This window comes from Arthrobacter sp. H35-D1 (assembly GCF_030063185.1).
Lineage (GTDB): Bacteria > Actinomycetota > Actinomycetes > Actinomycetales > Micrococcaceae > Specibacter.
In genome coordinates, this window is sequence record NZ_JASISP010000014.1 from 65,542 (window position 1) to 88,993 (window position 23,452).

The 23,452-nt window shown below is 60.9% G+C and carries 26 protein-coding genes, 1 tRNA gene and 1 pseudogene; 14 read left to right on the forward strand and 14 right to left on the reverse strand.

Going from position 1 to position 23,452, the window contains the following annotated elements:
* Positions 1 to 74 precede the first annotated feature (74 nt).
* The 3 genes from mmsB to QMG25_RS13950 all read left to right on the forward strand — a co-directional run bounded on the left by mmsB (position 75) and on the right by QMG25_RS13950 (position 2,236).
* Complete coding sequence (gene mmsB / locus QMG25_RS13940) at positions 75 to 1,076, forward strand: 3-hydroxyisobutyrate dehydrogenase (RefSeq protein WP_283461275.1); 1,002 nt, start codon at positions 75 to 77, stop codon at positions 1,074 to 1,076.
* Between the two features lie 52 nt (positions 1,077 to 1,128).
* Positions 1,129 to 1,905, forward strand: a complete 777-nt coding sequence (locus QMG25_RS13945) for an enoyl-CoA hydratase (protein ID WP_283461215.1) — start codon at positions 1,129 to 1,131, stop codon at positions 1,903 to 1,905.
* A 254-nt stretch (positions 1,906 to 2,159) separates the two neighbouring features.
* A tRNA-Met gene (locus QMG25_RS13950) sits at positions 2,160 to 2,236 on the forward strand.
* Positions 2,237 to 2,298: 62 nt separating this feature from the next.
* Here QMG25_RS13950 and QMG25_RS13955 read toward each other — a convergent pair.
* From QMG25_RS13955 to QMG25_RS14000, 10 genes are all read right to left on the reverse strand, one after another.
* Complete coding sequence (locus tag QMG25_RS13955) at positions 2,299 to 3,117, reverse strand: alpha/beta fold hydrolase (RefSeq protein WP_283461218.1); 819 nt, start codon at positions 3,115 to 3,117, stop codon at positions 2,299 to 2,301.
* Positions 3,118 to 3,144: 27 nt separating this feature from the next.
* Positions 3,145 to 4,209 carry a sulfate/molybdate ABC transporter ATP-binding protein gene (locus QMG25_RS13960; protein WP_283461220.1) on the reverse strand — a complete coding sequence of 355 codons (1,065 nt, stop codon included), beginning with the start codon at positions 4,207 to 4,209 and terminating at the stop codon, positions 3,145 to 3,147.
* The gene (locus QMG25_RS13965; protein WP_283461222.1) at positions 4,206 to 5,078 is read right to left on the reverse strand and encodes an ABC transporter permease; all 873 of its coding nucleotides are present in this window, start codon (positions 5,076 to 5,078) and stop codon (positions 4,206 to 4,208) included. The genes QMG25_RS13960 and QMG25_RS13965 overlap by 4 nt, the downstream gene beginning before the upstream one ends.
* A complete protein-coding gene (modA, locus tag QMG25_RS13970) occupies positions 5,056 to 5,895 on the reverse strand; it encodes a molybdate ABC transporter substrate-binding protein (RefSeq protein ID WP_283461224.1) in 840 nt (279 codons plus the stop codon). Before modA ends, QMG25_RS13965 begins: the two co-directional genes overlap by 23 nt.
* On the reverse strand, positions 5,895 to 6,302 hold the full coding sequence (locus QMG25_RS13975) for a TOBE domain-containing protein (RefSeq protein WP_283461226.1): 408 nt from the start codon (positions 6,300 to 6,302) through the stop codon (positions 5,895 to 5,897). Before QMG25_RS13975 ends, modA begins: the two co-directional genes overlap by 1 nt.
* Positions 6,303 to 6,861: 559 nt before the next feature.
* Entirely contained in the window at positions 6,862 to 7,401 is a 540-nt protein-coding gene (locus QMG25_RS13980; RefSeq protein WP_283461228.1) for a type II toxin-antitoxin system RelE/ParE family toxin, read from the reverse strand.
* Between the two features lie 23 nt (positions 7,402 to 7,424).
* Entirely contained in the window at positions 7,425 to 7,733 is a 309-nt protein-coding gene (locus tag QMG25_RS13985; protein ID WP_283461230.1) for a type II toxin-antitoxin system Phd/YefM family antitoxin, read from the reverse strand.
* A 181-nt stretch (positions 7,734 to 7,914) separates the two neighbouring features.
* Positions 7,915 to 8,208 (reverse strand): hypothetical protein, encoded by a 294-nt coding sequence (locus QMG25_RS13990; RefSeq protein WP_283461232.1) that lies wholly within the window; start codon positions 8,206 to 8,208, stop codon positions 7,915 to 7,917.
* Between the two features lie 48 nt (positions 8,209 to 8,256).
* Positions 8,257 to 8,391 (reverse strand): glycerophosphodiester phosphodiesterase family protein, encoded by a 135-nt coding sequence (locus QMG25_RS13995; RefSeq protein WP_283461234.1) that lies wholly within the window; start codon positions 8,389 to 8,391, stop codon positions 8,257 to 8,259.
* A 751-nt stretch (positions 8,392 to 9,142) separates the two neighbouring features.
* On the reverse strand, positions 9,143 to 9,454 hold the full coding sequence (locus tag QMG25_RS14000; protein WP_283461236.1) for an MgtC/SapB family protein: 312 nt from the start codon (positions 9,452 to 9,454) through the stop codon (positions 9,143 to 9,145).
* Between the two features lie 311 nt (positions 9,455 to 9,765).
* Here QMG25_RS14000 and QMG25_RS14005 point away from each other — a divergent pair, with 311 nt between their 5' ends.
* The 5 genes from QMG25_RS14005 to QMG25_RS14025 are packed head-to-tail and all read left to right on the forward strand — an operon-like array spanning position 9,766 to position 15,537.
* Complete coding sequence (locus QMG25_RS14005; RefSeq protein ID WP_283461238.1) at positions 9,766 to 10,719, forward strand: extracellular solute-binding protein; 954 nt, start codon at positions 9,766 to 9,768, stop codon at positions 10,717 to 10,719.
* A 6-nt stretch (positions 10,720 to 10,725) separates the two neighbouring features.
* Positions 10,726 to 11,757 carry an ABC transporter ATP-binding protein gene (locus QMG25_RS14010; protein ID WP_283461240.1) on the forward strand — a complete coding sequence of 344 codons (1,032 nt, stop codon included), beginning with the start codon at positions 10,726 to 10,728 and terminating at the stop codon, positions 11,755 to 11,757.
* Positions 11,754 to 13,580 (forward strand): ABC transporter permease, encoded by a 1,827-nt coding sequence (locus QMG25_RS14015; RefSeq protein ID WP_283461242.1) that lies wholly within the window; start codon positions 11,754 to 11,756, stop codon positions 13,578 to 13,580. Before QMG25_RS14010 ends, QMG25_RS14015 begins: the two co-directional genes overlap by 4 nt.
* Positions 13,581 to 13,582: 2 nt before the next feature.
* Positions 13,583 to 14,473, forward strand: a complete 891-nt coding sequence (locus tag QMG25_RS14020) for a glycerophosphodiester phosphodiesterase family protein (RefSeq protein ID WP_283461244.1) — start codon at positions 13,583 to 13,585, stop codon at positions 14,471 to 14,473.
* A 5-nt stretch (positions 14,474 to 14,478) separates the two neighbouring features.
* A complete protein-coding gene (locus QMG25_RS14025; protein WP_283461246.1) occupies positions 14,479 to 15,537 on the forward strand; it encodes a LacI family DNA-binding transcriptional regulator in 1,059 nt (352 codons plus the stop codon).
* 686 nt (positions 15,538 to 16,223) lie between these two features.
* On the opposite strand, the gene QMG25_RS14030 is transcribed toward QMG25_RS14025, so the two are convergent.
* Complete coding sequence (locus tag QMG25_RS14030; RefSeq protein WP_283461247.1) at positions 16,224 to 16,490, reverse strand: hypothetical protein; 267 nt, start codon at positions 16,488 to 16,490, stop codon at positions 16,224 to 16,226.
* A gap of 122 nt (positions 16,491 to 16,612) precedes the next feature.
* Positions 16,613 to 17,368: a FadR/GntR family transcriptional regulator gene (locus QMG25_RS14035; protein WP_283461249.1), complete on the reverse strand. Its 756-nt coding sequence runs from the start codon at positions 17,366 to 17,368 to the stop codon at positions 16,613 to 16,615.
* 97 nt (positions 17,369 to 17,465) lie between these two features.
* Here QMG25_RS14035 and QMG25_RS14040 point away from each other — a divergent pair, with 97 nt between their 5' ends.
* From QMG25_RS14040 to QMG25_RS14060, 5 genes are all read left to right on the forward strand, one after another.
* A complete protein-coding gene (locus QMG25_RS14040) occupies positions 17,466 to 18,356 on the forward strand; it encodes a carbon-nitrogen hydrolase family protein (protein WP_283461251.1) in 891 nt (296 codons plus the stop codon).
* A complete protein-coding gene (locus QMG25_RS14045) occupies positions 18,353 to 19,696 on the forward strand; it encodes an APC family permease (RefSeq protein ID WP_283461253.1) in 1,344 nt (447 codons plus the stop codon). The genes QMG25_RS14040 and QMG25_RS14045 overlap by 4 nt, the downstream gene beginning before the upstream one ends.
* Positions 19,697 to 19,732: 36 nt before the next feature.
* Positions 19,733 to 20,548 (forward strand): carbon-nitrogen hydrolase family protein, encoded by an 816-nt coding sequence (locus QMG25_RS14050; protein ID WP_283461256.1) that lies wholly within the window; start codon positions 19,733 to 19,735, stop codon positions 20,546 to 20,548.
* Positions 20,549 to 20,644: 96 nt separating this feature from the next.
* Positions 20,645 to 20,905 (forward strand): hypothetical protein, encoded by a 261-nt coding sequence (locus QMG25_RS14055; RefSeq protein WP_283461258.1) that lies wholly within the window; start codon positions 20,645 to 20,647, stop codon positions 20,903 to 20,905.
* Between the two features lie 52 nt (positions 20,906 to 20,957).
* Positions 20,958 to 21,263 (forward strand): hypothetical protein, encoded by a 306-nt coding sequence (locus QMG25_RS14060; protein ID WP_283461260.1) that lies wholly within the window; start codon positions 20,958 to 20,960, stop codon positions 21,261 to 21,263.
* On the opposite strand, the pseudogene QMG25_RS20585 reads toward QMG25_RS14060, so the two are convergent.
* Positions 21,255 to 21,341: pseudogene (locus QMG25_RS20585) on the reverse strand (MerR family transcriptional regulator); the annotation flags it as partial. The gene QMG25_RS14060 and the pseudogene QMG25_RS20585 sit on opposite strands and share 9 nt — an antisense overlap.
* Before the next feature lie 230 nt (positions 21,342 to 21,571).
* Here QMG25_RS20585 and QMG25_RS14065 point away from each other — a divergent pair.
* A complete protein-coding gene (locus QMG25_RS14065) occupies positions 21,572 to 22,423 on the forward strand; it encodes an aldo/keto reductase (RefSeq protein WP_283461262.1) in 852 nt (283 codons plus the stop codon).
* A gap of 92 nt (positions 22,424 to 22,515) precedes the next feature.
* Here QMG25_RS14065 and QMG25_RS14070 read toward each other — a convergent pair whose 3' ends face one another.
* Positions 22,516 to 23,292, reverse strand: a complete 777-nt coding sequence (locus QMG25_RS14070) for a PspA/IM30 family protein (protein ID WP_283461265.1) — start codon at positions 23,290 to 23,292, stop codon at positions 22,516 to 22,518.
* Positions 23,293 to 23,452: the final 160 nt, after the last annotated feature.

The window sequence follows — 23,452 nt, forward strand, 5'->3', positions numbered from 1 at the left end:
CCATGGGCAGTGCAGCAGAAAGCAGTGCAGCAAAGGGAAGTGCGGCAGGAGGCAGCGAAGCGACAGGCGGCGACATGCCGGGCGGGACGGGGCAGAGGATCGCCTTCATCGGCTTAGGCCACATGGGCGGGCCCATGGCAGCGAACCTGGTGGCTGCCGGCTATGGCGTAACAGGCTTTGACGTGGTGCCGGAAGCGCTCGCCACGGCTGAGGCCTCAGGTGTTGTGGTGGCGGATTCGGCGTCAGCCGCAGCGGACGGAGCCGATGTCATCATCACGATGCTCCCTGCCGGGAAGCACGTTTTTGCCGCCTTTGAAGGCGAGGGTCCCGGGGGAGGGGTGCTGGTTGCGGCCAAGCCGGGGGCAATGTTTTTGGAATGCTCCACGATTTCCGTCGAAGATGCCAGAGCCGCCCACTCGCTGGTGGTCTCCAGCGGACACCGCGGCCTGGATGCACCGGTCTCCGGCGGCGTGGTGGGCGCCGAGGCTGGAACGCTGACGTTCATGGTGGGCGGCGCCGAGGAGGACTTTGCCGCTGCCCTTCCCCTCTTTGGGATCATGGGCAAGCGCATTGTGCTGTGCGGTGGGCCGGGCATGGGCCAGGCCGCCAAGGTCTGCAACAACATGATCCTTGGCGCCTCCATGATTGCCGTCAGCGAAGCATTCGTGCTGGCGGAGAAGCTGGGGCTAACCCACGAGGCACTCTTCGACGTGGCCGCGAACGCCTCCGGGCAGTGTTGGTCGCTGACCACCAACTGCCCCGTCCCCGGACCTGTCCCGGGCAGCCCGGCCAACCGAGACTATCAACCAGGCTTCGCCGGTGCGTTGATGGCCAAGGACCTGGGGCTGGCCGTCGAGGCGCTGAACTCCACCAGAGTGGATGCCGTGCTGGGCCGGGCCGCCGAAGAGATCTTCCGCGAATTTGCCCTGCATGGCGGGGCCGGCACGGACTTCTCCGGCATCATCAACGCCATCCGCGACTCCTCCGAGAACGCCGGCGCCGACCGCGCCAACACAGACCCCGCAGACTCCGCAGACACAGACCTTGCCAACACTGACCTTGCTGACACCGATTAGACGGCCGTCTTGCCCCGCCTCTTCCGAAACCGTGAACGGAACGTACCCCACCATGACGCAGTATTCCTTGATTCTGACCGAACAACGCGGCCGAGTTGGCCTCATCACGCTTAACCGCCCCGAGGCGCTGAATGCCCTCAGTGACGCGATGGGGCAAGAAATTCTGGCCGCCGCACGGGCCTTCGACTTGGATGAGGGGGTGGGGGCCATCGTCATCACGGGGTCCTCGCGCGCCTTTGCCGCCGGGGCGGACATCAAGGAGATGGCGCAAAAGTCCGCCGTGGAGATGTACACCTCCCAGTGGTTCTCGGTCTGGGACGAGCTGGCGCGTGTCCGCACGCCCATGATTGCCGCAGTGGCCGGACATGCCTTGGGAGGTGGTTGCGAACTGGCCATGCTCGCCGACTTCATCATTGCCGCGGACAACGCCAAGTTCGGCCAGCCGGAGATCAAGCTCGGTGTCATCCCCGGCATGGGCGGATCGCAGCGGCTCACCAGGGCCATCGGCAAGGCCAAGGCCATGGAAATGGTGCTGACGGGCCGCGTCATGGGGGCCGTGGAAGCCGAACAGGCGGGGCTTGTGGCCCGAGTGGTGCCCGCGGACTCGTTGCTGGAAGACGCAATGGACACGGCCGCAACCATAGCCTCCATGTCAAAGCCGGTGGCCATGATCGCGAAGGAAGCCGTCAATGCCGCCTTTGAAACAACCCTGGCCGAGGGCGTCAGGATGGAACGGCGCTCCATCTACGCCTGTTTCGCCACCGAGGACCAGAAAGAGGGCATGGCGGCCTTCACGGAGAAGCGTCCGGCCAAGTTCAAGCACCGATAGCCAACCGCATGTTCGTATGTCCGTGGGTTCCCCGCACATGCGCACCTTCCCCGCTTGTGCGGCGGGAACCAGGTACGCATAAGCAGCCAAGGTGCTTATCTGCGTGCAAGCCACGGTCCGGTGGACCGCGAATCGGGTGTTGCGGCTCCAACGCGGCTCGGGACGGCTCGTTTCGGCCCGACTCGGTCAGATTCGGTCCGACGGGGCCTCGGATTTGGTGTTTGGTGGAATCAACTGTACTGTTGAGGACGCAACGCGGGGTGGAGCAGTTCGGTAGCTCGCCGGGCTCATAACCCGGAGGTCACAGGTTCAAATCCTGTCCCCGCAACCAGATGAGGAAAACCCTCGGCCAGATGGCCGGGGGTTTTTCGTTGTCCGCAGCCATTCCTGCCGCTAATGCTGCCCGGGGCTGCCTGCCAGCGCCTGCGCAAAAGTGGCAAGATCGCCGGCCACGCGCCGGGGCTGCTCCCAGAGCACCAGGTGCCCGGTATTTTCATAAACGAGCAGTCGTGAGCCGGCAATGGCCTGGGTGAGGGCCTCCATATCGCTGCGGTCCAACACTTCATCATGATCGCCCCACATGATGAGTGTGGGACAGGCAATGGTGGTGCTGGCGGTGGGCGGCGTAGCGTCGCACAGCCCCTTGAGCGTCTCGCGCCACACCGCGGCAGGTATGCCCGCACCGTCGCGGATCCGATCCTCGAGGTACCACCGCGGAACTGGCTGGTGGCGCGGAAACCAGGAGAACGATTTCCGCACCCACGCGGGGTCAATGGGATCCACCAGCCGGTCCACATCGTCGGCGAACGGGGGACGGCCGTGCAGTGAGCGCGGGGCGCCAATGAGCGCCAGGCCCGACACACGCTGCGGGTGCATGATCGCCACCTGTTGGGCGAGGTAGCCGCCGCTGGAGGAGCCCGCCAACACAGCGGAGTCGATGCCCGCGGCATCCATGAACTCCACCACGTCCTGCGCCAGTGCAGCCAACGAATATCCGGTTACCGGCTCGTCGGATTGTCCGTGGCCAGGCAGATCCAAGGCCACGCAACGCATGGTGGTGGGCATGAGCGGCAGGAGCCGGTCAAAGGAACCTCGCGATTCTGCCCACGCATGCAGAAAGACGATGGTTGTTGCGCAGTGGGGTCCCGCTGACACGTAGGCAAGCTGGACTCCGCTGGGCAAGACGGCCCGCTGGACAGCCCTTTTATCCATGAATCAAGAATAGCCTCGCGTGGGTACTCACGCCGGGTAAAGCACCACTTCGGCAGCCTTGACCACAAAATACACTTCGGCGCCGGGTTCCAGGCCCAGTTCCGCCACCGCTGCCGGGGAAATGTCTGCGGACAGGGCGCCGGCACGGACCCGGATCTGTTCACCTTGTGGTTCCAACTCTCCAACGCTCACCTTGAAACAGTTGCGCGGACTGCCTTGAGGTGGGGCCAGGAACACTGACACGGCCGACGGCGCGAACGCAGCCAGGCCTTCCAGCGCACCTACCGCTTGAGGTGCTTCGGCGAAGGCGGGGATGCGGCGGCCGGTGACCCGTCCGCCGTCGCGCATGCGCAGGGAGTCTGCCTCCAAGACGCCCTGGAGCACGTTCAGCCCCGCCAAGGACGCGGCAAAGGCGCTGCGCGGGTGGGCCAGCACAGTTGCAGTGGGGCCGGATTCAACGATGCGTCCTCCGTCGATGACGATGATGCGGTCCGCCAGCAGCAGGGCATCCAGGACACTGTGGGTGACGATGATGGCGCTGCGCCCCGCCAGCACACGCTTGAGGAGGCTGCGCAGAAACGGTGCACTGTTCACGTCCAGGGCTGCCATGGGTTCATCGAGCAGCAATAATTCCGGCTCGGTGGACAAGGCTCTGGCGAGTGCCACGCGCTGGGCCTGCCCGCCGGAAAGCTGGGATGGGAGCCGGACGGCCAGCTCCGAGGCATCCACTTCCCGCAGCCAGTGGGCGGCGGAGGCGCGGCTGTCTGCCTTCCCCCGGCCCTGGCTGCGCGGCCCAAAGGCCACGTTCTCCAGCACATTCAGATGTGGAAAGAGCAGGGGGTCCTGGGCTAGAACGCCCAGCCCGCGCTCATGCGGTGGCAGCCAGAGAGTGCCGGGGGAGAGGCTGAAGAGGGCCCGGCCCTGCAGAGCCGCGCGGCCGGAGTCTGGCTTCAACAAGCCCGCCAACATTTGCACCACGGAGGACTTCCCGGCACCGTTGGGGCCCATGATGGCGAGTGTTTCACCGGCGTCCAGCGTCAACTCCAGCTCCACGTTGCGGGCTGCAATGGTGGCCTTGAACTCCAACGTCATGGTGTGGCCTCCGGTGACACCAGAGCGCGCAGCGGAGACTTCGGCACCCGGTACGTCAGGGCCACCACCAGCACGGCGACGGCGATGAGCAGAAATGACAGGGCGACGGCGGCTTCGGGGTCGGTCTCACGCTGCAAGTAGATTTCCAAGGGCATGGTCCGGGTGACACCTTGCAAGCTGCCGGCAAATGTCAGCGTGGCGCCAAATTCGCCCAGACACCGGGCGAAAGACAAAACTGCCCCCGAAATGAGCCCGGGCAGCACCAGTGGAAGCGTGATCCGGCGCAGCACCGTGCCGGGGCGTGCACCGAGCGTGGCGGCGACGGCCTCGTACTTTTGTCCGGCCGTGCGCAGCGTGCCTTCCAGGCTGAGAACCAGGAACGGCAGTGCCACAAAGGTTTGAGCCATGATGACAGCTGTGGTGGAAAAGGCAATGTCGATGCCCACCAGGGTCAGCGACTTGCCAATCAAGCCCTGGCGGCCAAAGGTGTACAACAGCGCCAAGCCGCCCACCACCGGAGGCACTATGAGTGGGAGCAGGATCAGCGCCCGCAAAATACGCTGTCCAAGGAACTGCGCCCGGGCCAGCAGCAGCGCCAACGGAACTCCAAAAACAATACACAACGCGGTGCTGGCCGCAGCTGTTTTCAGGCTCAATACCAAGGCGGCCAAAGACGACTCCGAGGTGACAAGCGCCCCAAACTGTCCCCAGTTGACCTGTGCCACCATCCCAGTCAGTGGAAGCAGGATGAACAAGGCACCCACCGCTGCCACGAGGTAAATCCATTTTGGCACTCCGGTGTACTGCCAAGTGCGCCCCTGCACACGGGCAGCTTGGCGGTTGGATTTAGGGAGCACCAAAACCGGCATTCTTCAGCACCTTTTGCCCTTCAGAATCGGTGACAAGGGCGATGAAGCCTTGCGCCAATTCCGGCACCTTCGTCGTGCTGACGGCAGCTATCGGGTACCGGTTGATCGTGGTATTGGCCAAGGTCAGTGGAATGCTGCGGACTTTGTCCCCTTCCGTGATTGCATCGGTGACGTAAACGAGACCGGCGTCAGCCTCACCAGAGGTGACTTTGCCCAAGACGCTTGTCACCGACAGTTCCTCACTGACAGGGGAGAGTGTGAGACCTGCCCCGGCGGCGTCCGCCTGAGCTGCCGCACCGCAGGGAACCTGGGGTGCGCACACCACCAGCTTCACGCCGGGCTTGGCGGCATCGGCAAAAGTGGTGATGTTGGCGGGATTGCCCGGGGGCACCACAAGTGTGAGGACGTTGCTGGCAAAGTCGACGGGGGAGTCCTTGGCCAGACCGGCATTGCTGAGCTTCTTCATGTTCGCGCTGTCTGCTGAGGCAAACACATCGGCCGGGGCGCCCTGGGTGATTTGGGTAACAAGGGTGGATGAACCGTCAAAACTCAGCGACACCTTGACGTGGGGATTCTTCGCCTCAAATTCGTGGGCAAGTTCGGTAAATGTCTGCTTCAGGGACGCTGCCGCGTAGACATTCAACGTGCCGGAGAGCTCGGCTGTGGCATTTTCTGTTGCATTTGAGTCGGGGCCGGCACTCGGAGAGGTTGCGGCAGGCCCGCAACCGGACAAGCCCAATGCGAGCACTGCCGCACCGGCAGCAACGGCACCAAGCCGCAGCCGTCTCGGGCGTGTTGATGTGTTGAACAATGTCATCAGTGGCCCCCGTCGCCGGGCACTTCAATGATGACGTTGGTGGATTTAACAACCGCGGTGGCTACCGATCCCGGTTCAAGTTTCAAGTCCCTGACGGCTTCACTGCTCATGAGGGACACCACGCGGAACGGACCGCACTGCAATTCAACCTGCGCCATGACCTTGTCCATGACAATGGTGGTCACCAGCCCCACAAAACGGTTCCGCGCCGAGCTGCCAACGCGCGTGGGATCCTGGGGCAGCGCGGACTGCTTTTTGGCCAGCGCAGCCAACTCAACGCCATCAACCACCATTCGGCCATGCTGGTCCTTGCTGCCATGCAGCGTTCCGTGGTCCAGCCAACGGCGAACGGTGTCGCCGCTGACGCCCAGAAAACGGGCCGCTTCAGATACGCGAATATGTGTCATAGTCCCATGCTATATCCGCATCTGCGTATCTATGCGCATATTTTCGAAATATCCACGGGTCATTAGGTCCGCACGGGTCGGTACAGGTTTTTATCAAGGTGGCAACACTTTAAACGTGAGAAACTTTTCGATCAAAAACATGAGTAGAACGTGATGTGGCACCTCGACGCACCCGGCCGAAACGGTATAACCCAGGTCAGAGCAACATGTTGAGCGCCGGTCCGGACTTGAACCCACGACCAAGAGAATCGCACCACCTGAGTATTGAGGTGTGTCGTTGACTCTCAAAAACAGTGATTTTTCGCGGCTTTTGGGTCACTTCAAAGGCGTTGACATTCCGTAGACATCGGTAGTTTCTGTTTGAAAAGGGGGAGTGCTTCTTCGTGTGCCTTCGGCACTGTCTGGGTGCGGGTTCAAACTCTCGGCAGAGTTGGCCACGTGCGTGGTGCCCGATCGCGAGCTAGAACATCAAAGTAACTTTTTGGCTTAGAATGCCGAGTGCGTGTTGAACTGGGAGCTTTTCTAGATCGCCAAGTCCGGTGCCCGGGTTTTCCGTGTCCTAGTCTGTCTGGCGGTTGGACCAGTGCTCCATCAGCAGTTCTTGTCTCTGGTGCTCGGTTATTTTGGAGGTCTCTTCTGGGGCGAGGTTGAGCTGGTCGCGGAGGGCGGCCTGAAGCCAGTCCGGCACAGAGGACTCTCTGGAGGGTTCTGCGGCAGCTTCAACAGATCCGTAGAGACGGCCCATTTGGGCAATGACATCCTTCAATGGTTGAAGTTTAGGGTCATCACCTATCCGAGCGACACGCGCTTTTAGTTCCTCGTATATCTCGCTGTCGGATCGGACGCCTACGGCCCATAGTTCAGAGATGTCACGGATCGGTGTGCCATCTGTGTCTGCGGTGACTCTCCAGACAATGCGCCAGTCGCGGTCACCGACAACGAGTTTTCGGAAGCCAATGAGGGCACCCAAGAGGGGGTCGCCGGCGTTGGTCGAGCGCTCCAGGAGCAGCATTTTCTTGAAGACAGTACGGACGATCTGGGGGTCTTTCTTGCCGAGTCGGTGAAGGTCGGCAACGGCATCTTCTGTGAGTCGAACCACGCAGGCTCGCCGGGGATGTGCCGTCACGCTCGCCCTGCGACGATGTCGGCGGCTATCTCGGCCTCCAGCTCAGCGCGGGTGAAACCGAAATGTTCCATGGCCTGGTCCAGGCCGGTGCGGACGCCACTGTCGGTGGCGAAACGAGCCATAACGAGTGCTGCATCGCGCAGAGTGTCACGGTCACGCCTTAGGCTGGAGATTTCCTCAGCGGATACAACTTCGGCGACGACTCGGCCGTGTCGGGAAAGGGGGACGTCGTTTCCGGCTTCAGCCGAGGCGACCAGTGATGACAGTCCGGCACGTGATGCTTCTGTGATGGTCATGGTAGTCATACATAAACTATATAAATTTCTGTGTAGATTCTCAATGGGTCGCCTGCAATCGTAAGCGAAGTGTGGTCGGTGTCCATCGGGAATGGCTTTAATTAGCTGTGCAAGTCCGCCGAAAAGACCGACGGATCAAAGTGGAGCATAATGGCTTCGATGTCCCGTATGGGGAACCTCGACCGGGGCGCTATCCACGCAGCTCTCCCCCACCGAACCCACTCTCCGCAACGAAATCCTGCATTTCGCTACGCAAACGGGCCGTGAAACTGTTGGCGCCTTCGGGCGGATAAAGCCCGACCCACATTTCCTCGTCATGCACAACGACTCGGAGAAGCAAGTCCTCACTGATAACCGCTGATGACGTGAGCGGTTCGCCCTTCACCGTCAGCACATCCACATGGGTGCGCTCAAGCTCATTCGGCGTCAGAATTGCCTTAATCGCTGGCTCTGCTGCGAGCAATATTTCTTCCACAATCATCATGTGTACATACTCGCAGCCAGCGAAGACCTGGGCCAGAGAGGTGTCTGTTCAAGGCGCCTTCCACGGAACAGTTGGGCACACGGTGATCTCGACAATGTCGGCACCATCCTCGGCGGCCTGCACGATGCCTTGAACTGAATTTTCCGGGTAGGTGCGCCACTGGCCGCGGTGAGCGACGATCATGAGGTCAGGCTCGTTGCCGTAGGGCAGTACGAGGGAGTTCTGGGGTGGGGTTTTCGAAGGGGAGGCTGACGGCCGGTTATTGGCAAGGAGGCTGGCGGTCGAAGCAAGCGATGCGTTGACTGGCAACTTGCCGGCTATCTGGACTTCGTGTTGGGGTCGTTCGCCGAGCAATGCAGTGGTCGCACTCTTTTCGGATATGAATGGATCGGTTGCCTGGCCGGTGGTTGCGCAGGCTGTGCCTGCGAGCGTACTCACTGCTATTAGCCCGGCAATTGACATCGTTCTAAGCCTCATGGTTCCTCCATGGTGAGTGGTAGGTGAGCGTAGCGCTTCAACAAGAATGAAGTCAGATAAAACAGTTGCTAGTTCTTTGAACGCGCTTTCATTTTGGCATCTGGATAGATGACTGCCAAGAGTTGACCCAAATTTCTTGAGGCGCACAAATCGAACTCTCCCCTGCGGGTACTCAGGTCCAGGTATCTAGTCATCAACTTCGTCGAAGTGAATTCTCGAAACACTGTCAATTTGGTGAATTGTGAGAATGGCAGCTTCCACGGCGCGTGGGGAGCCACTGACGCGCAGAACGATGTCCAGTCGTTCTGCAAGTCGATTCTCACTTTCTTGTTTCATGACTAAATTGCTGACCAGTAGTCCATGTTCGGCGGCTACTCTGATGATTTCCCGGGGAATACCTTGTCCGTCCAGATACTGAATTTGCAGTGCCTGAGTGGACGACTTTGCGTGCGACAAGTCAGTCGCTGGCAGCTGTTGTCAGGCCTCGCACAAGGTCTCTTCTCGCAAAAATAAGTCCGACGCCGAGGAACCCGTTGCCGGAGGCTACTGGGGCTGCAATCCTTGAGCCGTCGAGTGAGTACCTGGGTTTGCCGCTAATGTCGTCGAATCCGTACTTGGAGATGATCATAAGCAACGCAGAGCCCACTCCGACCAACATGTGGGTGCGCAGGCCCGCCGATTTCTGATGTATTTCCCGTTCTGCTCCTATGGGCATTGATAGTAGGAAAGCCACGGAGAGATGGATGAGGTAGTGCACTTCTGATTGCATGTAGTTCTCCCAGGTTGGTGGATGATTGCGTGGTCGATGCCGACTGTTCATCAGTGTGTTACTTGGAATTTGACCCGCGTCCGTGTGATTTTTAGTTCTGAATGCCACAATGAGAGCGCGTTCAATTTTGAGGTGATTTATACCGCCTCGCGATGCTGGCCCGCTGGGCACTCGCGCAACTTTCCCAAACCACACATGGAGACATTATGAAACGTCGGACTGTATTGATCGCTGGCCTTTTGGCCGCAAGCACTGCTGCCGCTACGGCGTGTGCGCCTGGCCAGTCAACGGGGTCGGCCTCTGAATCGCTAGTGATTTACAGCAACTCAGTCTCGGAAGGCCGCGGAGACTGGCTGAAGAAGGAGGCCCAGGCAGCAGGCTTCGCGTTGACGTTTGTTGATCTGGGCGGTGGCGATGTCATGAATCGACTCTCGGCAGAAAAGAACAACCCCATCGCGGACGTGACCTTCGGCCTGAACAACGTCTACTTTGAGAAGCTCAAGGCCCAGCAGGTTCTGGAACCCTACACACCGGCGTGGGCTGGCGACGTGGATGCCTCACTGGGCGACGCCGCCGGCGGGGAATTTTGGCCCATAGTCCAAGAGCCCATCATGCTGGTTTATAAGAAGGATGCCTACGCCTCGGCGGCGGAAGCTCCCCAGGATTGGACCGATCTGTGGACCAAGGAGCAGTTCAAGGGCCGTTACGAGGTGCCGAACAGCCTGGGCGGTGCCACCACCCAGATGGTGCTCTCCGGAATACTTAGCCGGTATGCCGATCCGGCAGGGGAGCTGGGGGTCAGCTCCGAAGGCTGGGATCAGGTCAAGGCATACTTCGCCGGCGGCAGTCGCGCCATCAAGGGTGAGGACCTCTACGCCCGCATGGTGAAGGGAGAGGTTGAGGCCGGACAGATGTGGCTCGCTGGCAAGTCCGCCCGCGAAAAGCAGTACGACATTGTCACCGAGGCTGCGATGCCCACAGTGGGCGTCCCCTTCGCGGTGCAGCACGTCGCCCTGGTCAGCGGCACCAAGAAGGCCGAGACAGCCAAGAAGTTCATCGACTGGTTCGGCTCGGCCGAAACCCAGGGCAAGTGGTCCAAGGAATTCTTCACGGCACCCACGAACACCAAGGCTGCGGCACTTGCCGATCCTGAAGCCATTACGCAGACCGAGGCGTTCACTAAGCAGGACATCGACTGGACCCTGGTTGCCGACAACATCGACAAATGGGTTGAAAAGATCGAGCTCGAATACTTGAAGGGCTAACTGATCATGATCACCTTTAGCAATGTTGAGGTCCGATTCGGCGATTTCACGGCACTGCACAATTACGACCTAACAGTGGAGGAGGGGGAGTTCTTCACCCTCTTGGGCCCCTCCGGTTGCGGGAAGTCCACCGCACTGCGCACCCTGGCTGGCTTTATTCAACCCAACAGCGGGGACGTCACCATTGCAGGGAAGCGGGTCACCCACCTGCCCAGCCACCGCCGCGAAATCGGGATGGTCTTCCAAAGCTATGCACTGTTCCCCACGCTCTCGGTGTGGGAGAACATCGCGTTCGGCCTGAAAGTTTCAAAAGTTTCCAAGGCGGAGACCGAGCAACGAGTCCGGAACATTGCCCGCGAGGTCAATCTGAGCGAGGCACAGCTGGCCAAGAACATCACAGACCTTTCCGGCGGCCAGCAGCAACGAGTGGCCATTGCCCGCGCCCTGATCCTGAAACCCAAGATCCTGCTGCTGGACGAGCCGCTGTCCAATCTAGACGCCAAACTCCGCCTGCAACTGCGCGCACAGCTGAAGGATTTGCAGCAGCAGTTCGGCATCACCACCATCTATGTCACGCATGACCAAGAGGAGGCCCTGACCATGAGCGACCGCATCGCCGTCATGGACCAAGGCTGCATTGAGCAGGTGGGCACACCGCAGGAAATATACACCAGCCCCACCACGGAGTTCGTGTGCAACTTCGTAGGAGACGCCAACAAACTCTCAACCGAGGCGGTACAGTCCCTGAAGTACGACGGCGGCACTCACCTTGATCCCTCCCAGCCCGCCTATGTGCGGATTGAGAAAGTGAAGTTCGCTGACGCGGGTGAATCTGGCAACAGCAGCGTTCGCACTCTGGCTGGAACGGTTAGTTCGCGCCATTATCACGGCATCTACAGCAGTTACCAGGTCTCTACCGGGCAGGGCATGCTCCGCGGCATCCTGCAAGAAGACGGCAGCCGGGGCTTCCAGCCGGGGGACTCGGTCAGCCTGCTGGTAGATCCCTCCGATGTCCTGCAATATTCGGAGACATCGTGAACGGGTCCCTGCGCCAACTATTGAGGTCGCCACTGTTCATTACCGTGGTGGCTGTCGTGCTGTGGTTTTCCATCACGTTCCTGATTCTTCCCAATGTGAATCTGTTGGCGACTGTTTTTATGCCGGAGGGAAAGTTTTCCTTCAGCGCCATTGAACGGTTGCTTTCTTCTGAACGCGCCATGGACTCGATTCGTAACAGTTTTATTCTGGCGGTAGTCCTCTCGGTGACGGTCAACCTCGTCGGAATTTTCATTGTCCTGGCAACTCGGTACTTCGATATCAAGGGTGCGCGGCTGCTGTGGCTGGGCTATGCCACGACGCTGATTTACGGTGGCGTGGTCTTGGTTGCGGGCTACAAATTCATTTACGGTGACAGTGGTTTTGTGACGAAACAAGTGCAAAACTTCTTTCCTGGAATGGATGCCGGCTGGTTCAGCGGTGTGTTTGCCGTGGTGTTTGTCTCGACGCTGGCAGGCACAGGAAACCACCTGTTGTTCCTAGGCAGCGCCTTGGCGAAGGTTGATTTTCAAACCATCGAAGCAGCCCAGATGATGGGCGCTTCCAGCTGGAAAGTGCTGCGGAGCATTGTGCTGCCTACCTTGATGCCGATGGTTTACGCCATTACCGTGTTGACGTTCCTTGGTGGTTTGGGCGCGCTGGTGGCTCCACAGATTTTGGGCGGGGAGGATTTTCAAACTGTCACCCCGATGATCCTGACCTTTGCCAACATGCCCAGCTCACGCGATCTGGCGGCCACTTTGGCCATTGTTCTGGGCCTGTCCACCATCATCTTGCTGGCCGTTCTGAACCGTTTGGAAAAAGGTGGCACGTACTTTAGCGTGTCCAAGGTTCCGGCCAGCATGAAGAAACAAAAGATTGAAAACCCGGTGGCTAACGTTGTGGTCCACGTGGTGGCGTATGCGTTGTTCGCGGTCTATGCGCTGCCACCGGTTTTGATCCTGCTCTTTTCCTTTACAAACGCGGCAGCGATCAACAGCGCCAGCCTCAGTTTCGACAGCTTTACACTGGATAATTACCTGCGCGTGTTTACCGACTACTCTGCCATGTGGCCGTTCCTTGTGAGCATCGGCTACAGCGCAGTGGCAACTATTATAGTCGTTTTAGGGCTGCTCTTCGTTGCGCGGCTGGTCCAGAAATTCAAGAACCCGGCGACAGCAGCCATTGAGTATGTGCTTCACATACCTTGGATACTGCCCTCCACCATGATTGCACTCGGGCTGATCGTCACCTTCGACCATGCCCAGTGGTTGGTGGGAGATCAGGTACTCACCGGGACCCTGGTGCTGTTGGCCATTGCCTATGTGATTGGCAAGATCCCCTTCACCCTCCGCATGCTGAAAGCAGCCTTCTCAGCTGTTCCAGACCAATTGGAGGAAGCAGCTGCCATTTTGGGGGCAAGTTCCTTCACCATTTTCAGGCGCGTTCTGCTGCCCATCGTTGCACCAGCAGCGGCAGCCATTGCGGCACTGAACTTTAACGGCCTGCTCGACGACTATGACACGGCAGTCTTCCTTGCCCACCCGCTGTACCAGCCCCTTGGTATTGTCATCAAAAACGCCACCGGTGAGGACACTCTGACTGATGCCACGGCACTGACCTTTGTATACACCGTGATCTTGATGGTCATCATGGGAATCACCATGTGGTTGGTGTACGGAAGGGGAGTCAAACTGGGTGCCCCGCGCCGCCGTCGAACGCCATCCACAAGCAACAACCCCATTACACCGCCCTCACTTGAGGCGGGCGTCAAAACAACGCGCGAGCTCGTAACGGTCGGCACGGCCCATAACCAGGAGAAGTAAATATGTTTGGACAGTCTCGCTTTGCACCACAGAACGCCCCACTCAATGAGGCATTCCAACAGGCCCGGCCACTGGTTGCTGTGCACCGGGGAACCGGGCAGGGCACCATCGCAGAAAACACCCAACGGGCCGTTGAAGCCGCCCTTCGCCAGGGTGCCGAAATGGTGGAGATTGACATTGTGGAGTCCACGGACGGGGAATTCTTCCTGTTCCACGACGGCTACGAACCGATGCACTTCGGGATTGCCGAGAACATCAGAACCCTCGACAGTACCGCGATCCGCGCCCTGGAATATCGATGGTGCTCGGCGGCGGAGGCCGAACCCTACAGGGTGGCAACCCTCGATGAGGTGTTCCGGCGCAATCCGCAGGCACTCTACAACGTGGACAGATCGTGGACGTCATGGGACCGGCTGCTGCCGTACATGGACTACTACGACGTGGTGGGGCGGGCCGTGCTCAAATCACCGGTCGCCGGGGAGTGGTTGGACGTGCTGGCCGCGCATCCGGTCAAATACGGTTTTGCGCCAATGGTGCACTCCCACGCCGAGGTGTTGAAAACACTCGAATACGCCGATATCAACACGGTGGGCATGGAGTTGCTGCCCGACGGACCCGACCATGAGTTCGTCTCTCCGGAGTATGTTCAGTGGCTGCATTCGCAGGGATTGTTCGCGTTGATGAACGCGATCAACTTGAACAATCGAGTGCCCTTGTTTTGTGGCTGGGACGACGAGACGTCGGTGCTGGAAGACCCGGACCTGGGGTGGGGCAGGCTCGCCCGCTTGGGTGCTGATGTCATCCAGACCGATTGGCCGGGATTGCTCGTGCCGTACCGCAACACCGTATTGCAAGGAGTTGCGGCAGGCCGGGCGTGGCAATCGGTAAAGTAGGCACCGTGACAGATTCGGCTACGCCGCCACGGCGCAACGGTGGAACCCCGCTCGGGGTAAGGATGGATGACGTCGCCGAGCTCGCCCAGGTGTCCCGGGCCACTGTGTCTCGGGTCATCAAGGGCTATGCTCCCGTGTCGAGCAAGACTCAGGAAAAGGTCAATCAGGCCATGCGAGAGCTCGGCTACGTCCCCAACCTGATTGCCAGCGGCCTGGCAGCCAAGGGCTCAGACCTCGTAGGCCTGCTGCTGCGCGATCCCAGGGTTCCGGCCTACGGCCTGTTGCACAGTGTGATTCAAAACGAAGTCAGCAAGTCAGGACTGGAACTCATCACAGTGGTTCCTTCATCTTCCGAAGGCGTCACAGATGAGCTTGACAGCCTGCATCGACTCCTGGGATTAAGAGTTGGCGGACTCTTAGTCTCCACCGGCGTCATCAAAGACCATGACCTGGAGCCATTCCTCGATTCGGTCCCGGTGGTTTCCGTAGGGCGTCTGGAAGATCATCCCCGTATTACCGGAGTGTCGTACGACGAAGACGTCAACGGGTCCATCCTCGCAGACAAGGTGGTGATGGCCGGCCACCGATCTGTCGCCGTCGTCGTCCCGGCGTGGGCGGTTTCAACAGGTGAGAACCGCCGAGGCGTGGCCATGGCCTCCCACCTGCGGGGAAGAGGGATCGACGTGCATCAAATGGACACCGACATCTTTGGAACGTGGACAGACCGATGCGATGACATCATCCGGTTGGTCCGTGACAAGCAAATAACTGCTGCGATGTTTCCCACGGACACCCGAGCCTTGGCATTCATGTCCCTTGCACAGGCGGCTGGATTGTCTATCCCCAAAGACGTTTCGATCACCGGCTGTGACGGCATCGCCATGGGTCTGGAACAGATCGGTTTGGCAACAGTGAAACTTCCCGTTGAGGAAGTCGCTGTACGAGCGACTGCCGTGATGGCTGAGCTCCTGCGAAACTCTGCCCCAGGCCCAGTGCATCACGAACGCCACGCCGGAGTATTCATCCCCGGACGGACACTGGAAGCACCAACTCCGGGAAGATAATTCCCGTTTATGCGTCCTCGTCGCGGGGCCCCGGCATGGAACGTCCCCACGGAACGGGGTCTCGTTTGCCCTCAAAACCGATCGGGCCTACGCAGTCATCCCGTGGAGGCGGTCGTAATCAAGATGGTGTCGTGGAGTGGCAAGCGCGGCGATCGGAGGGTCAATAATTAGAAGCCACCGGCCAAAAAGGACAGACTCGGAAAAACCGCGGATTCCCGCGGTTTTTCTGCCCATAGTTGAAAAACGTGACGACAACTGGCGGCTGAATTGGCCCTTAGTATGCCGTAACCGTGAGAAACTTTTCGATCAAAAATGTGAGTAGAACGTGATGTGGCACCTCGACGCACCCGGCCGAAACAGTATGACCGCAGGTCAGAGCAACATGTTGTGCCCCAGGCGGGAATTTAACCCACGACCAAGGGATTCCGGGGGTGATGCCGATCCTGGGCTGGTACGGGACCCCTTCCGGATTGGCCTTTAATAAAATCGTCCGAAGCGACTTGGAATGCTGTGGCAACGGTGTCCAGACCCGCGTCCAAGTGAGCCTCCCAGTATGACGTTTTGGGTAGATGCGCCGATTTTGAACACCCTTGCTCCAACAATATCTATGCCATGGCGCACCCCCGGGGATTAGTCACCAAGTTGGACGCTTGGAGGGGCGGGCGCCCAAAAGCGGAGCGGAGGGTCTATCCAGCGTCGCCAGCGGCGGCGCTGATTTCCCGGCGTAAGGCGGCGAACCTGGCGCTTTCCTTTTCAATGCTGGCCACCTCGCGCGGCACGTAACCGGCAGCTTCAAGGTCGCCGCGCAACGCCTCAAATGCCAGCTGGAAGCGGTCAATTCCGGCGAAGAAAGCCTGCCGCCTGGGCGCCTTGTCCGCCGCCGACTGCACACCGTTGCCGGCAAAAAAACGATATATTGTTTGGCCGCCATGGGCACTGCCACGTCCTCGCACAATTCCCGGAGGTCCCCTGAAGCATCTTCCAACTCCGTGCGGCGTGTAGCCAAGTCACGCTCTCTCATGCTTCCATCGTCGCCCCTGCCCGGCGCCACAAGGGTCCCGAGGTGAAACGTGCGCTACTGTTCCCCGGCCCCGTCCGTCAGACCCATGAACATGGTCCGGTGGAGCGTGTCCACATGGCGCCGGGAGATCTCCACGGCTGCCTCCGTCCGCCCGTTCCTCAGGGCGGCAACCAGTGCAATATGGTCCTGGTTGGAGACGTGCAGGGACTCAATGGGGTACGGGATGAAGTATTCGTACAGTTCCATGAGTCCTTCGCAATAGGCGTCCACGGCGCTGCCCATTCCGGAGGCGCCGGCCACCATGCGGTGGAATTCCTCGTCCAGCTGGTGGTAGCTGGACCAGCTGGACGCCGAGGCCATCCGCACCGTCAGTGTGTCCAGCTGCTCCAGCTGGTGCGTGGAAATGTTCTGCGCTGCGAAGTGTGTGACGGCGCATTCGCCCAGCAACCGGCGGTCCACGAGGCGGTGCACGCGGCTAAATTCGTCCGGCCGGGCTAGCAGTGCGGCAAGCGCCTCCCGCGGCGGGGCATCCGCCACAAACGTTCCCCCATTACGGCCGCGCCGGCGAACCACCACGCCTTCCTCGGCCAGGCTGGTCAGTGCCCTGCGGGCCGTAATGGGGCTGACCGACAGTCCAAGCGCCACGTCATCCTTGTCCGGAAGCCGCTCCCCGGGCTTGAGCAGGCCCAGGTAAATGGCCGTGGCGATGCGCAGCCGCACGGCGTCCATGGCGCTGCGCCGTGCGAGGCCGGCCAATGCCGCACCGTCGATCGGCGGGGCCTGCGCCCCCTCACCCGTTTTCAAGCTCATAGACATCACTGTAGGTGAAATTTATGAAAACCTTCCCCATAACTGATCAATATGATCTATTATGAATCAGGTCACAACCCCAACCATGGAGCACCACATGTCCCGCATTTTGCCCGTCATCGCCGCCCAGGCCCCGCCACGGCTCATCGGCGAGCCGCTCTCCGGCTTCGCCCAGGAGGTCAGCAGCGCCCTTGCATACCAGCCCGAAGCCAAACTGGTGGTCTTCCCTGAACTCCACCTCTTTGGCGACGGCGCCCCGGACCAGCAGCGCACAGAGGCGCTGCAGGAGGCAGCCGAACCGCTCAGCGGTCCGCGCGTGCGCGGGCTGCGGGAAATGGCCGCGGACCTTGGCATCTGGCTGGTGCCCGGCAGCGTTTGCGAGCGAGGGGAGGACGGGCAGCTGTTCAACACCCAGGTGGTCCTGTCCCCCAACGGTGGGTTGGCCGGTTTTTACCGGAAGATTTTCCCGTGGCGCCCCTTTGAACCGTACGATCCCGGGCACGAATTCATCACCGTGGACCTGGGCAGTTTTGGCCGGGCCGGGCTGAACATCTGCTACGACGCCTGGTTCCCGGAAGTCACCCGGCAACTGGCCTGGATGGGCGCGGAGCTGATCATCAATGTGGTGAAGACCACCACTGCCGACCGTGAGCAGGAACTGGTACTGGCCCGGGCCAACGCCATCACCAACCAGGTCTTCATGATCAGCGTGAACTGTGCCGGCCCCGTAGGGCAGGGACGGAGCATCATCGTGGATCCGGAGGGCCACGTCATCACCGAGGCCGGCACGGCAGACCCCACCATACTCACCGCCCAACTGGACCTCTCCGCCGTCGAACATGTCCGCACCAACGGAACCGCGGGCCTGAACCGCATGTGGTCGCAGTTCCACCCCGACGAGCCCGCAATCGAGCTCCCCGTCTACCAGGGCCGGATCGACCCTGCCAGCTGGACCCCCACACTCCGCTCACCGAGGAGCATCGCATGACAACACAGCCACACCTGATCCGCACGCTGAACCTCCGATCCCTGGTCCTCTTTGGACTGGCCTACCTGACCCCCATCATTGTGCTGGGCATCTTCGGCATCATCGCCGAGAGCACCGGCGGCGCCGCCCCGGCCGCCTACCTGGTGGCCATGGTGGCCATGCTCTTCACCGCCCACAGCTACGGGCGCATGTCCATCGCCTACCCGGTGGCGGGCTCCGCATACACTTATGTGCGCAAGTCGATCGACTCGCGCGTGGGCTTCCTGGTGGGCTGGGCCATTCTCCTGGACTACCTGTTCCTGCCCATGGTCATCTGGCTCATTGGCGGCTCCTTCCTCAGCGCCCAGTTCCCCGGCATCCCCATTGCGGTGTGGATCCTGCTGTTCATCGTCATCACCACGTTCCTGAACATTCTGGGCCTCAAGGTCGCAGACAAGGCCAACTACGCGCTCATGGCGTTCCAGATCCTGGTGATCGTGTTTTTCGTGGCCCTCTCCATCGCCCACATCGTCAACAGCTCCGGTGCGGGCGGGCTGGCCAATTCCACCCCGTTCCTCAACGCCGGCTCCAGCCTGGGCACCATCAGCGCCGGCGCAGCCATTGCCGCCTACTCCTTCCTGGGGTTCGACGCCGTCACCACACTGACGGAGGAAACCATCGACCCCAAAAAGAACATGCCCCGGGCCATCATGCTGATCGCGCTGATCGGCGGCGGCATCTTTGTGGTGGTCGCCTACTTCACCCAGCTGGTCCACCCCGGCGGCGCGTTTGCCGACTCCGCGTCCGCAGCCAGCGAGATCGCCCTGCAAATCGGTGGCACGTTCTTCGGCGCCGTGTTCCTGGCCGGCCTGGTGGCGGCACAGTTCGCCTCAGGCCTGGCCGCGCAGGCAAGTGCCTCCCGGCTGATGTACGCCATGGGCCGCGACTCCGTGCTGCCCAAAGCGGTGTTTGGCCGCCTCAACGCCAAATACCACACGCCCGTGGCGAACCTTGTGATCTCCGCGATCATCGGCCTGATCGCCATCTTCCTGGACGTGGCCACCTCGACGTCGTTCATCAACTTCGGTGCCTTTACCGCCTTCACCCTGGTGAATATTTCCGTCATTTTCCACTATGTCCGCCAGCGACGCGCCGGAAATGTGCTGAACCCGTTCAGCTATCTGGTGATCCCCGGCGTGGGTGCCGTGATCTGCGGCTACCTGCTCTCCCGGCTGGACATCCATGCGGTCACGTTGGGGCTTTCCTGGCTGGGCATAGGCATCGTGGTGCTCTTGCTCATCACCAAGGGGTTGCGCGCGGCCCCGCCGGAGATGGACACCCTGGAAGAAGCTGTAGTCTAGGCCCACCAAGCCGCCCCCAACGGAAAGGCATTCCACGTGCGCATTGCCCTGGGCCAGCTGGCGTCCGGCACGGACATCGCGGCAAACCTGCGCGTCATTGACGCGTACACGGCCGAGGCCGCGGCGTCCGGCGCCGCCCTGGTGGCCTTCCCCGAATACGCCACTTATGAAAAGAAGAAGATCGACGCCACTTTCCCGGCAGTGGCGGAGCCGCTGGACGGGGACGTGGGCGCCGAACTTTCCCGGATTGCCCGCAGCCACGGCATTGCCTTGGTGGCCGGGCTGGTGGAATCCTCGCCCGACCCGGCCCGTGCCTACAACACATTGGCCGCTTTCGACGGCGGGGGCCGGCTGCTCGCCGCCTACCGGAAAATCCACCTCTTTGATGCCCAGGGCTTTGAGGAATCCGCGTTCGTGGCCCCGGGCCCGTCCACGGAACCGGTCACCTTCGACGTGGACGGGCTGCGCTTTGGGTTGCTGACCTGTTATGACCTGCGGTTCCCAGAACAGGCGCAGGCCCTGTCCGACGCCGGATCCCAGGTCCTGCTGGCCTGTTCGTCGTGGGTGCCGGGGGAGTTGAAGACAAACCAGTGGCGCACACTGCTGGCCGCCCGGGCCATAGAAAACAGCCTTTTCGTGGCCGGGGTGTGCCAGGTGCCGCCGGTGTCGGTGGGCAATTCCCTGCTTGCCGGCCCGATGGGCAACGTGGTGGCCGAGCTGGGGCTTGCACCGGGCGTCCTGCCCGTGGACGTATCACCGGACGCTGTGGCCGTGGCCCGCAGGCACTTCCCCACGCACCGGCAGCGTCGCATCCGCCAGGCCCCGGCACCGCGTCCCGATACCCGCAGCTAGCCTTCACGGTTCCGCTGTTGCTCCGGCAGCGCCGGAGCAACAGCTGCGGAGTCCTCGATGCAGCGCTTCGGGTTGATCATGACGCCGCCAACCAGTATGACCACCAGGCACAGGACCAGGGTTGCGAAGGCCAGTGTCCAGGGCCCCGTGGGTGGTCCGCAGCGGGGACACGGCCGGCTGGTTCGAGCTCCCGGGCGCCTCGGTGACAAGCTGGCGGCCCTCATTGGAGCCAGCCCCGGAGAGGTGGTGGCCACCGACACCACCTCACTGAACCCGTCCAAATCCCTGGCCGCCAACCTGCGCATCCAACAGGCGCAAGAACCAGCATGCAAGGTCATCGTGACTGTGTGCGTATAGGGCGACGGCGACGGCCGTCAGCGTTGTTGCGCTCGCGCTGCTTGCAGGGGGCTTGTTGGTGCTGCTGCAGGTCTCCTTGATTGCCGCCACTGAAACGGCAGCGAACAACAAAACGGTGGCCGCCACTGCACGAAGTGGCCAGTATGTGCCGATCATCGGAGACACCGATGAGTTCTTGATTGTGGCCAGCCGGGTGCAAACCAATGAAGGCAGCTTCACGGTGGTTGTGCCATCACCGGTCCAGATCCAGACGGACTCCGTGGCTGCGGCGGCGTGTTTCCTGCTTGGGGCAACACCTTTGGTGGTGGTTGGCTTGGCAGTGTGGTTTTTAGTGGGCAGGTCCCTGCGCCAGCCATGAGCTGTGCAGCCAGCGCCGCACAGTGTCGCCGCTGACGCCCAGGAAACGGGCCGCTTCAGATATTCGAACAAGTGCCATATTACGAGATTGTATCTGCATATACTTGTGAATGATCCATTTTTCAACGCAAATGCTTAAATCTGTAGGTTTTCTGCGGCAGGGAGGGTGTTTTTCAGCGCTGACACCGGGACGCCTGGGTAGGCGCCAGGGGGACATCCGTCCGCGTTGCACGTGCCTCAGCCGGCCGGTGAGCCTAGGCTGGTGGCAACCGCCCTTTGCGGCGGAGGCAAGGAAGGGAATAAGTTCTTATGACTGACTCGAAAACCGCAGCGGAAGCTGCTCCAGGGCTGACGTTGAACAACGGAGTCTCCATCCCGCAACTGGGCTTCGGCGTCTTCCAGATACCGCCGGAAGAAACCCGGGTGGCCGTCACCGAAGCCCTGGCTGCCGGCTATCGTCACATCGACACGGCTGCCGCCTACCGCAACGAAACCGGCGTAGGGGCAGCAATTTCCGAATCCGGGCTGGCCCGCGAAGACATCTTCGTCACCACCAAGCTGCGCAATGGGGACCAGGCTAGCCCCCGCGCAGCCTTCGAAGCCAGCCGCAAGGCACTGGGTGTGGATTGGGTTGACCTGTACCTGATCCACTGGCCGGTGCCGTCACAGGGGCTGTTCACCCAGGTGTGGAAGGAGCTCGAATCCCTGTATGCGCAGGGATTGATCCGTGCCATCGGTGTTTCCAATTTCCTGCCGGATCACCTGGATGAGCTGCTGGCCCATTCCACAGTGGTTCCCGCGGTGAATCAGATCGAATTGCACCCGAGCTTTCAACAGCTCCGGCTAGCGGACAAGAGCAGAAGCCATGGCATTGCCGTGGAAGCCTACAGTCCGCTGGGGCAGGGCCGGGACTTGGAGAACGAGGTCATCGCCGGGTTGGCTGCCGACCATGGCGCCACCCCTGCACAGGTGGTGCTCGCTTGGCACCTTGGGCTGGGCAACATCGTGATCCCGAAGACTGTCACTCCGGAGCGCATGCGCGAAAACCTGGCGGCGGCCCGGATCAAGCTCAGCGCCGAGGACTTGAACCGCATCTCCGCGTTGGAGGCCGGCGGCCGCATCGGTGCCGATCCCGCCGTGGCGGCATTTACACAGATGTAGACAAATGAAAGGGGCCACCGCTGCACTGCAGCGGTGGCCCTTTGCGGCCGTGCCGGCTCGGCCAAGGCCGATGGCCCGTGGAACCTCTCCTGTTACAGCTTGTCGAACTCACTCTCGTCCAGGGTGTCGGGCGCGTCGATGGCTGACTGGGCCGGGGCGCCGCCGCTCTTCAACGCGGCCAGCCGGGCTTCCACCTCGGTCTGCTCGCCCAGATCTTCCAGGGAGTTGAACTGTGCGTCCAGACTGGAGGCGGCAAGCTCGTTCTGGCCGCGAACCTTGGCTTCTTCGCGGCGAATCTTTTCCTCAAAGCGGCTGACCTCGCTGGTGGAGTCCATGATGTCGATGCTCTTGAGCGCGTCGTGCACCTGCGTCTGGGCTTGAGCAGTCTTGGAGCGAGCAATCAGCTCGTTGCGCTTGCTGGCCAACTCGTCCAACTTGCCGTGCATCTGCTGCAAGCCAGTCTTGAGCTTGTCCACAACGTCGTTCTGGGCGGCGATGTTGGGCTCGGCGGAGCGGGCTTCGTTCTCGGCGGAGATCTGGCGCTGCAGGGCCACTTTGGCGAGGTTGTCGAACTTCTGCGCGTCGGCCGTGTCGCCGGCACCTCGGTATTCGTCGGCCTTGCGGCTGGCTGCCAGTGCCTTTGAGCCCCAGTCCCGGGAAGACTTGATGTCCTCGTTGTAGTCATCCTCGAGCATGCGCAGATTGCCAATGGTCTGTGCCACGGCCGATTCCGCCTCGGTGATATTCGCCTTGTAGTCGCGGACCATTTGGTCAAGCATCTTCTCCGGGTTCTCCGCCTGATCCAACAAGGCATTGATGTTTGCCTTGGTCAACTGGGCGATCCGGCCGAAAATTGACTGCTTTGCCATTCTTTATCCCCTTATATTTGCTGGTTGCATCAGTATGAAATCTCAATGTGTGCTGCCAGTTGTGTCCAGTGGAACTGTGATCCTGAACGATCTTTTTCCATTCTTGCCCTTGCCGACTTGCTTCGCAATCTCCGCCAATGTCCAGGCGTGAATAGGCTGG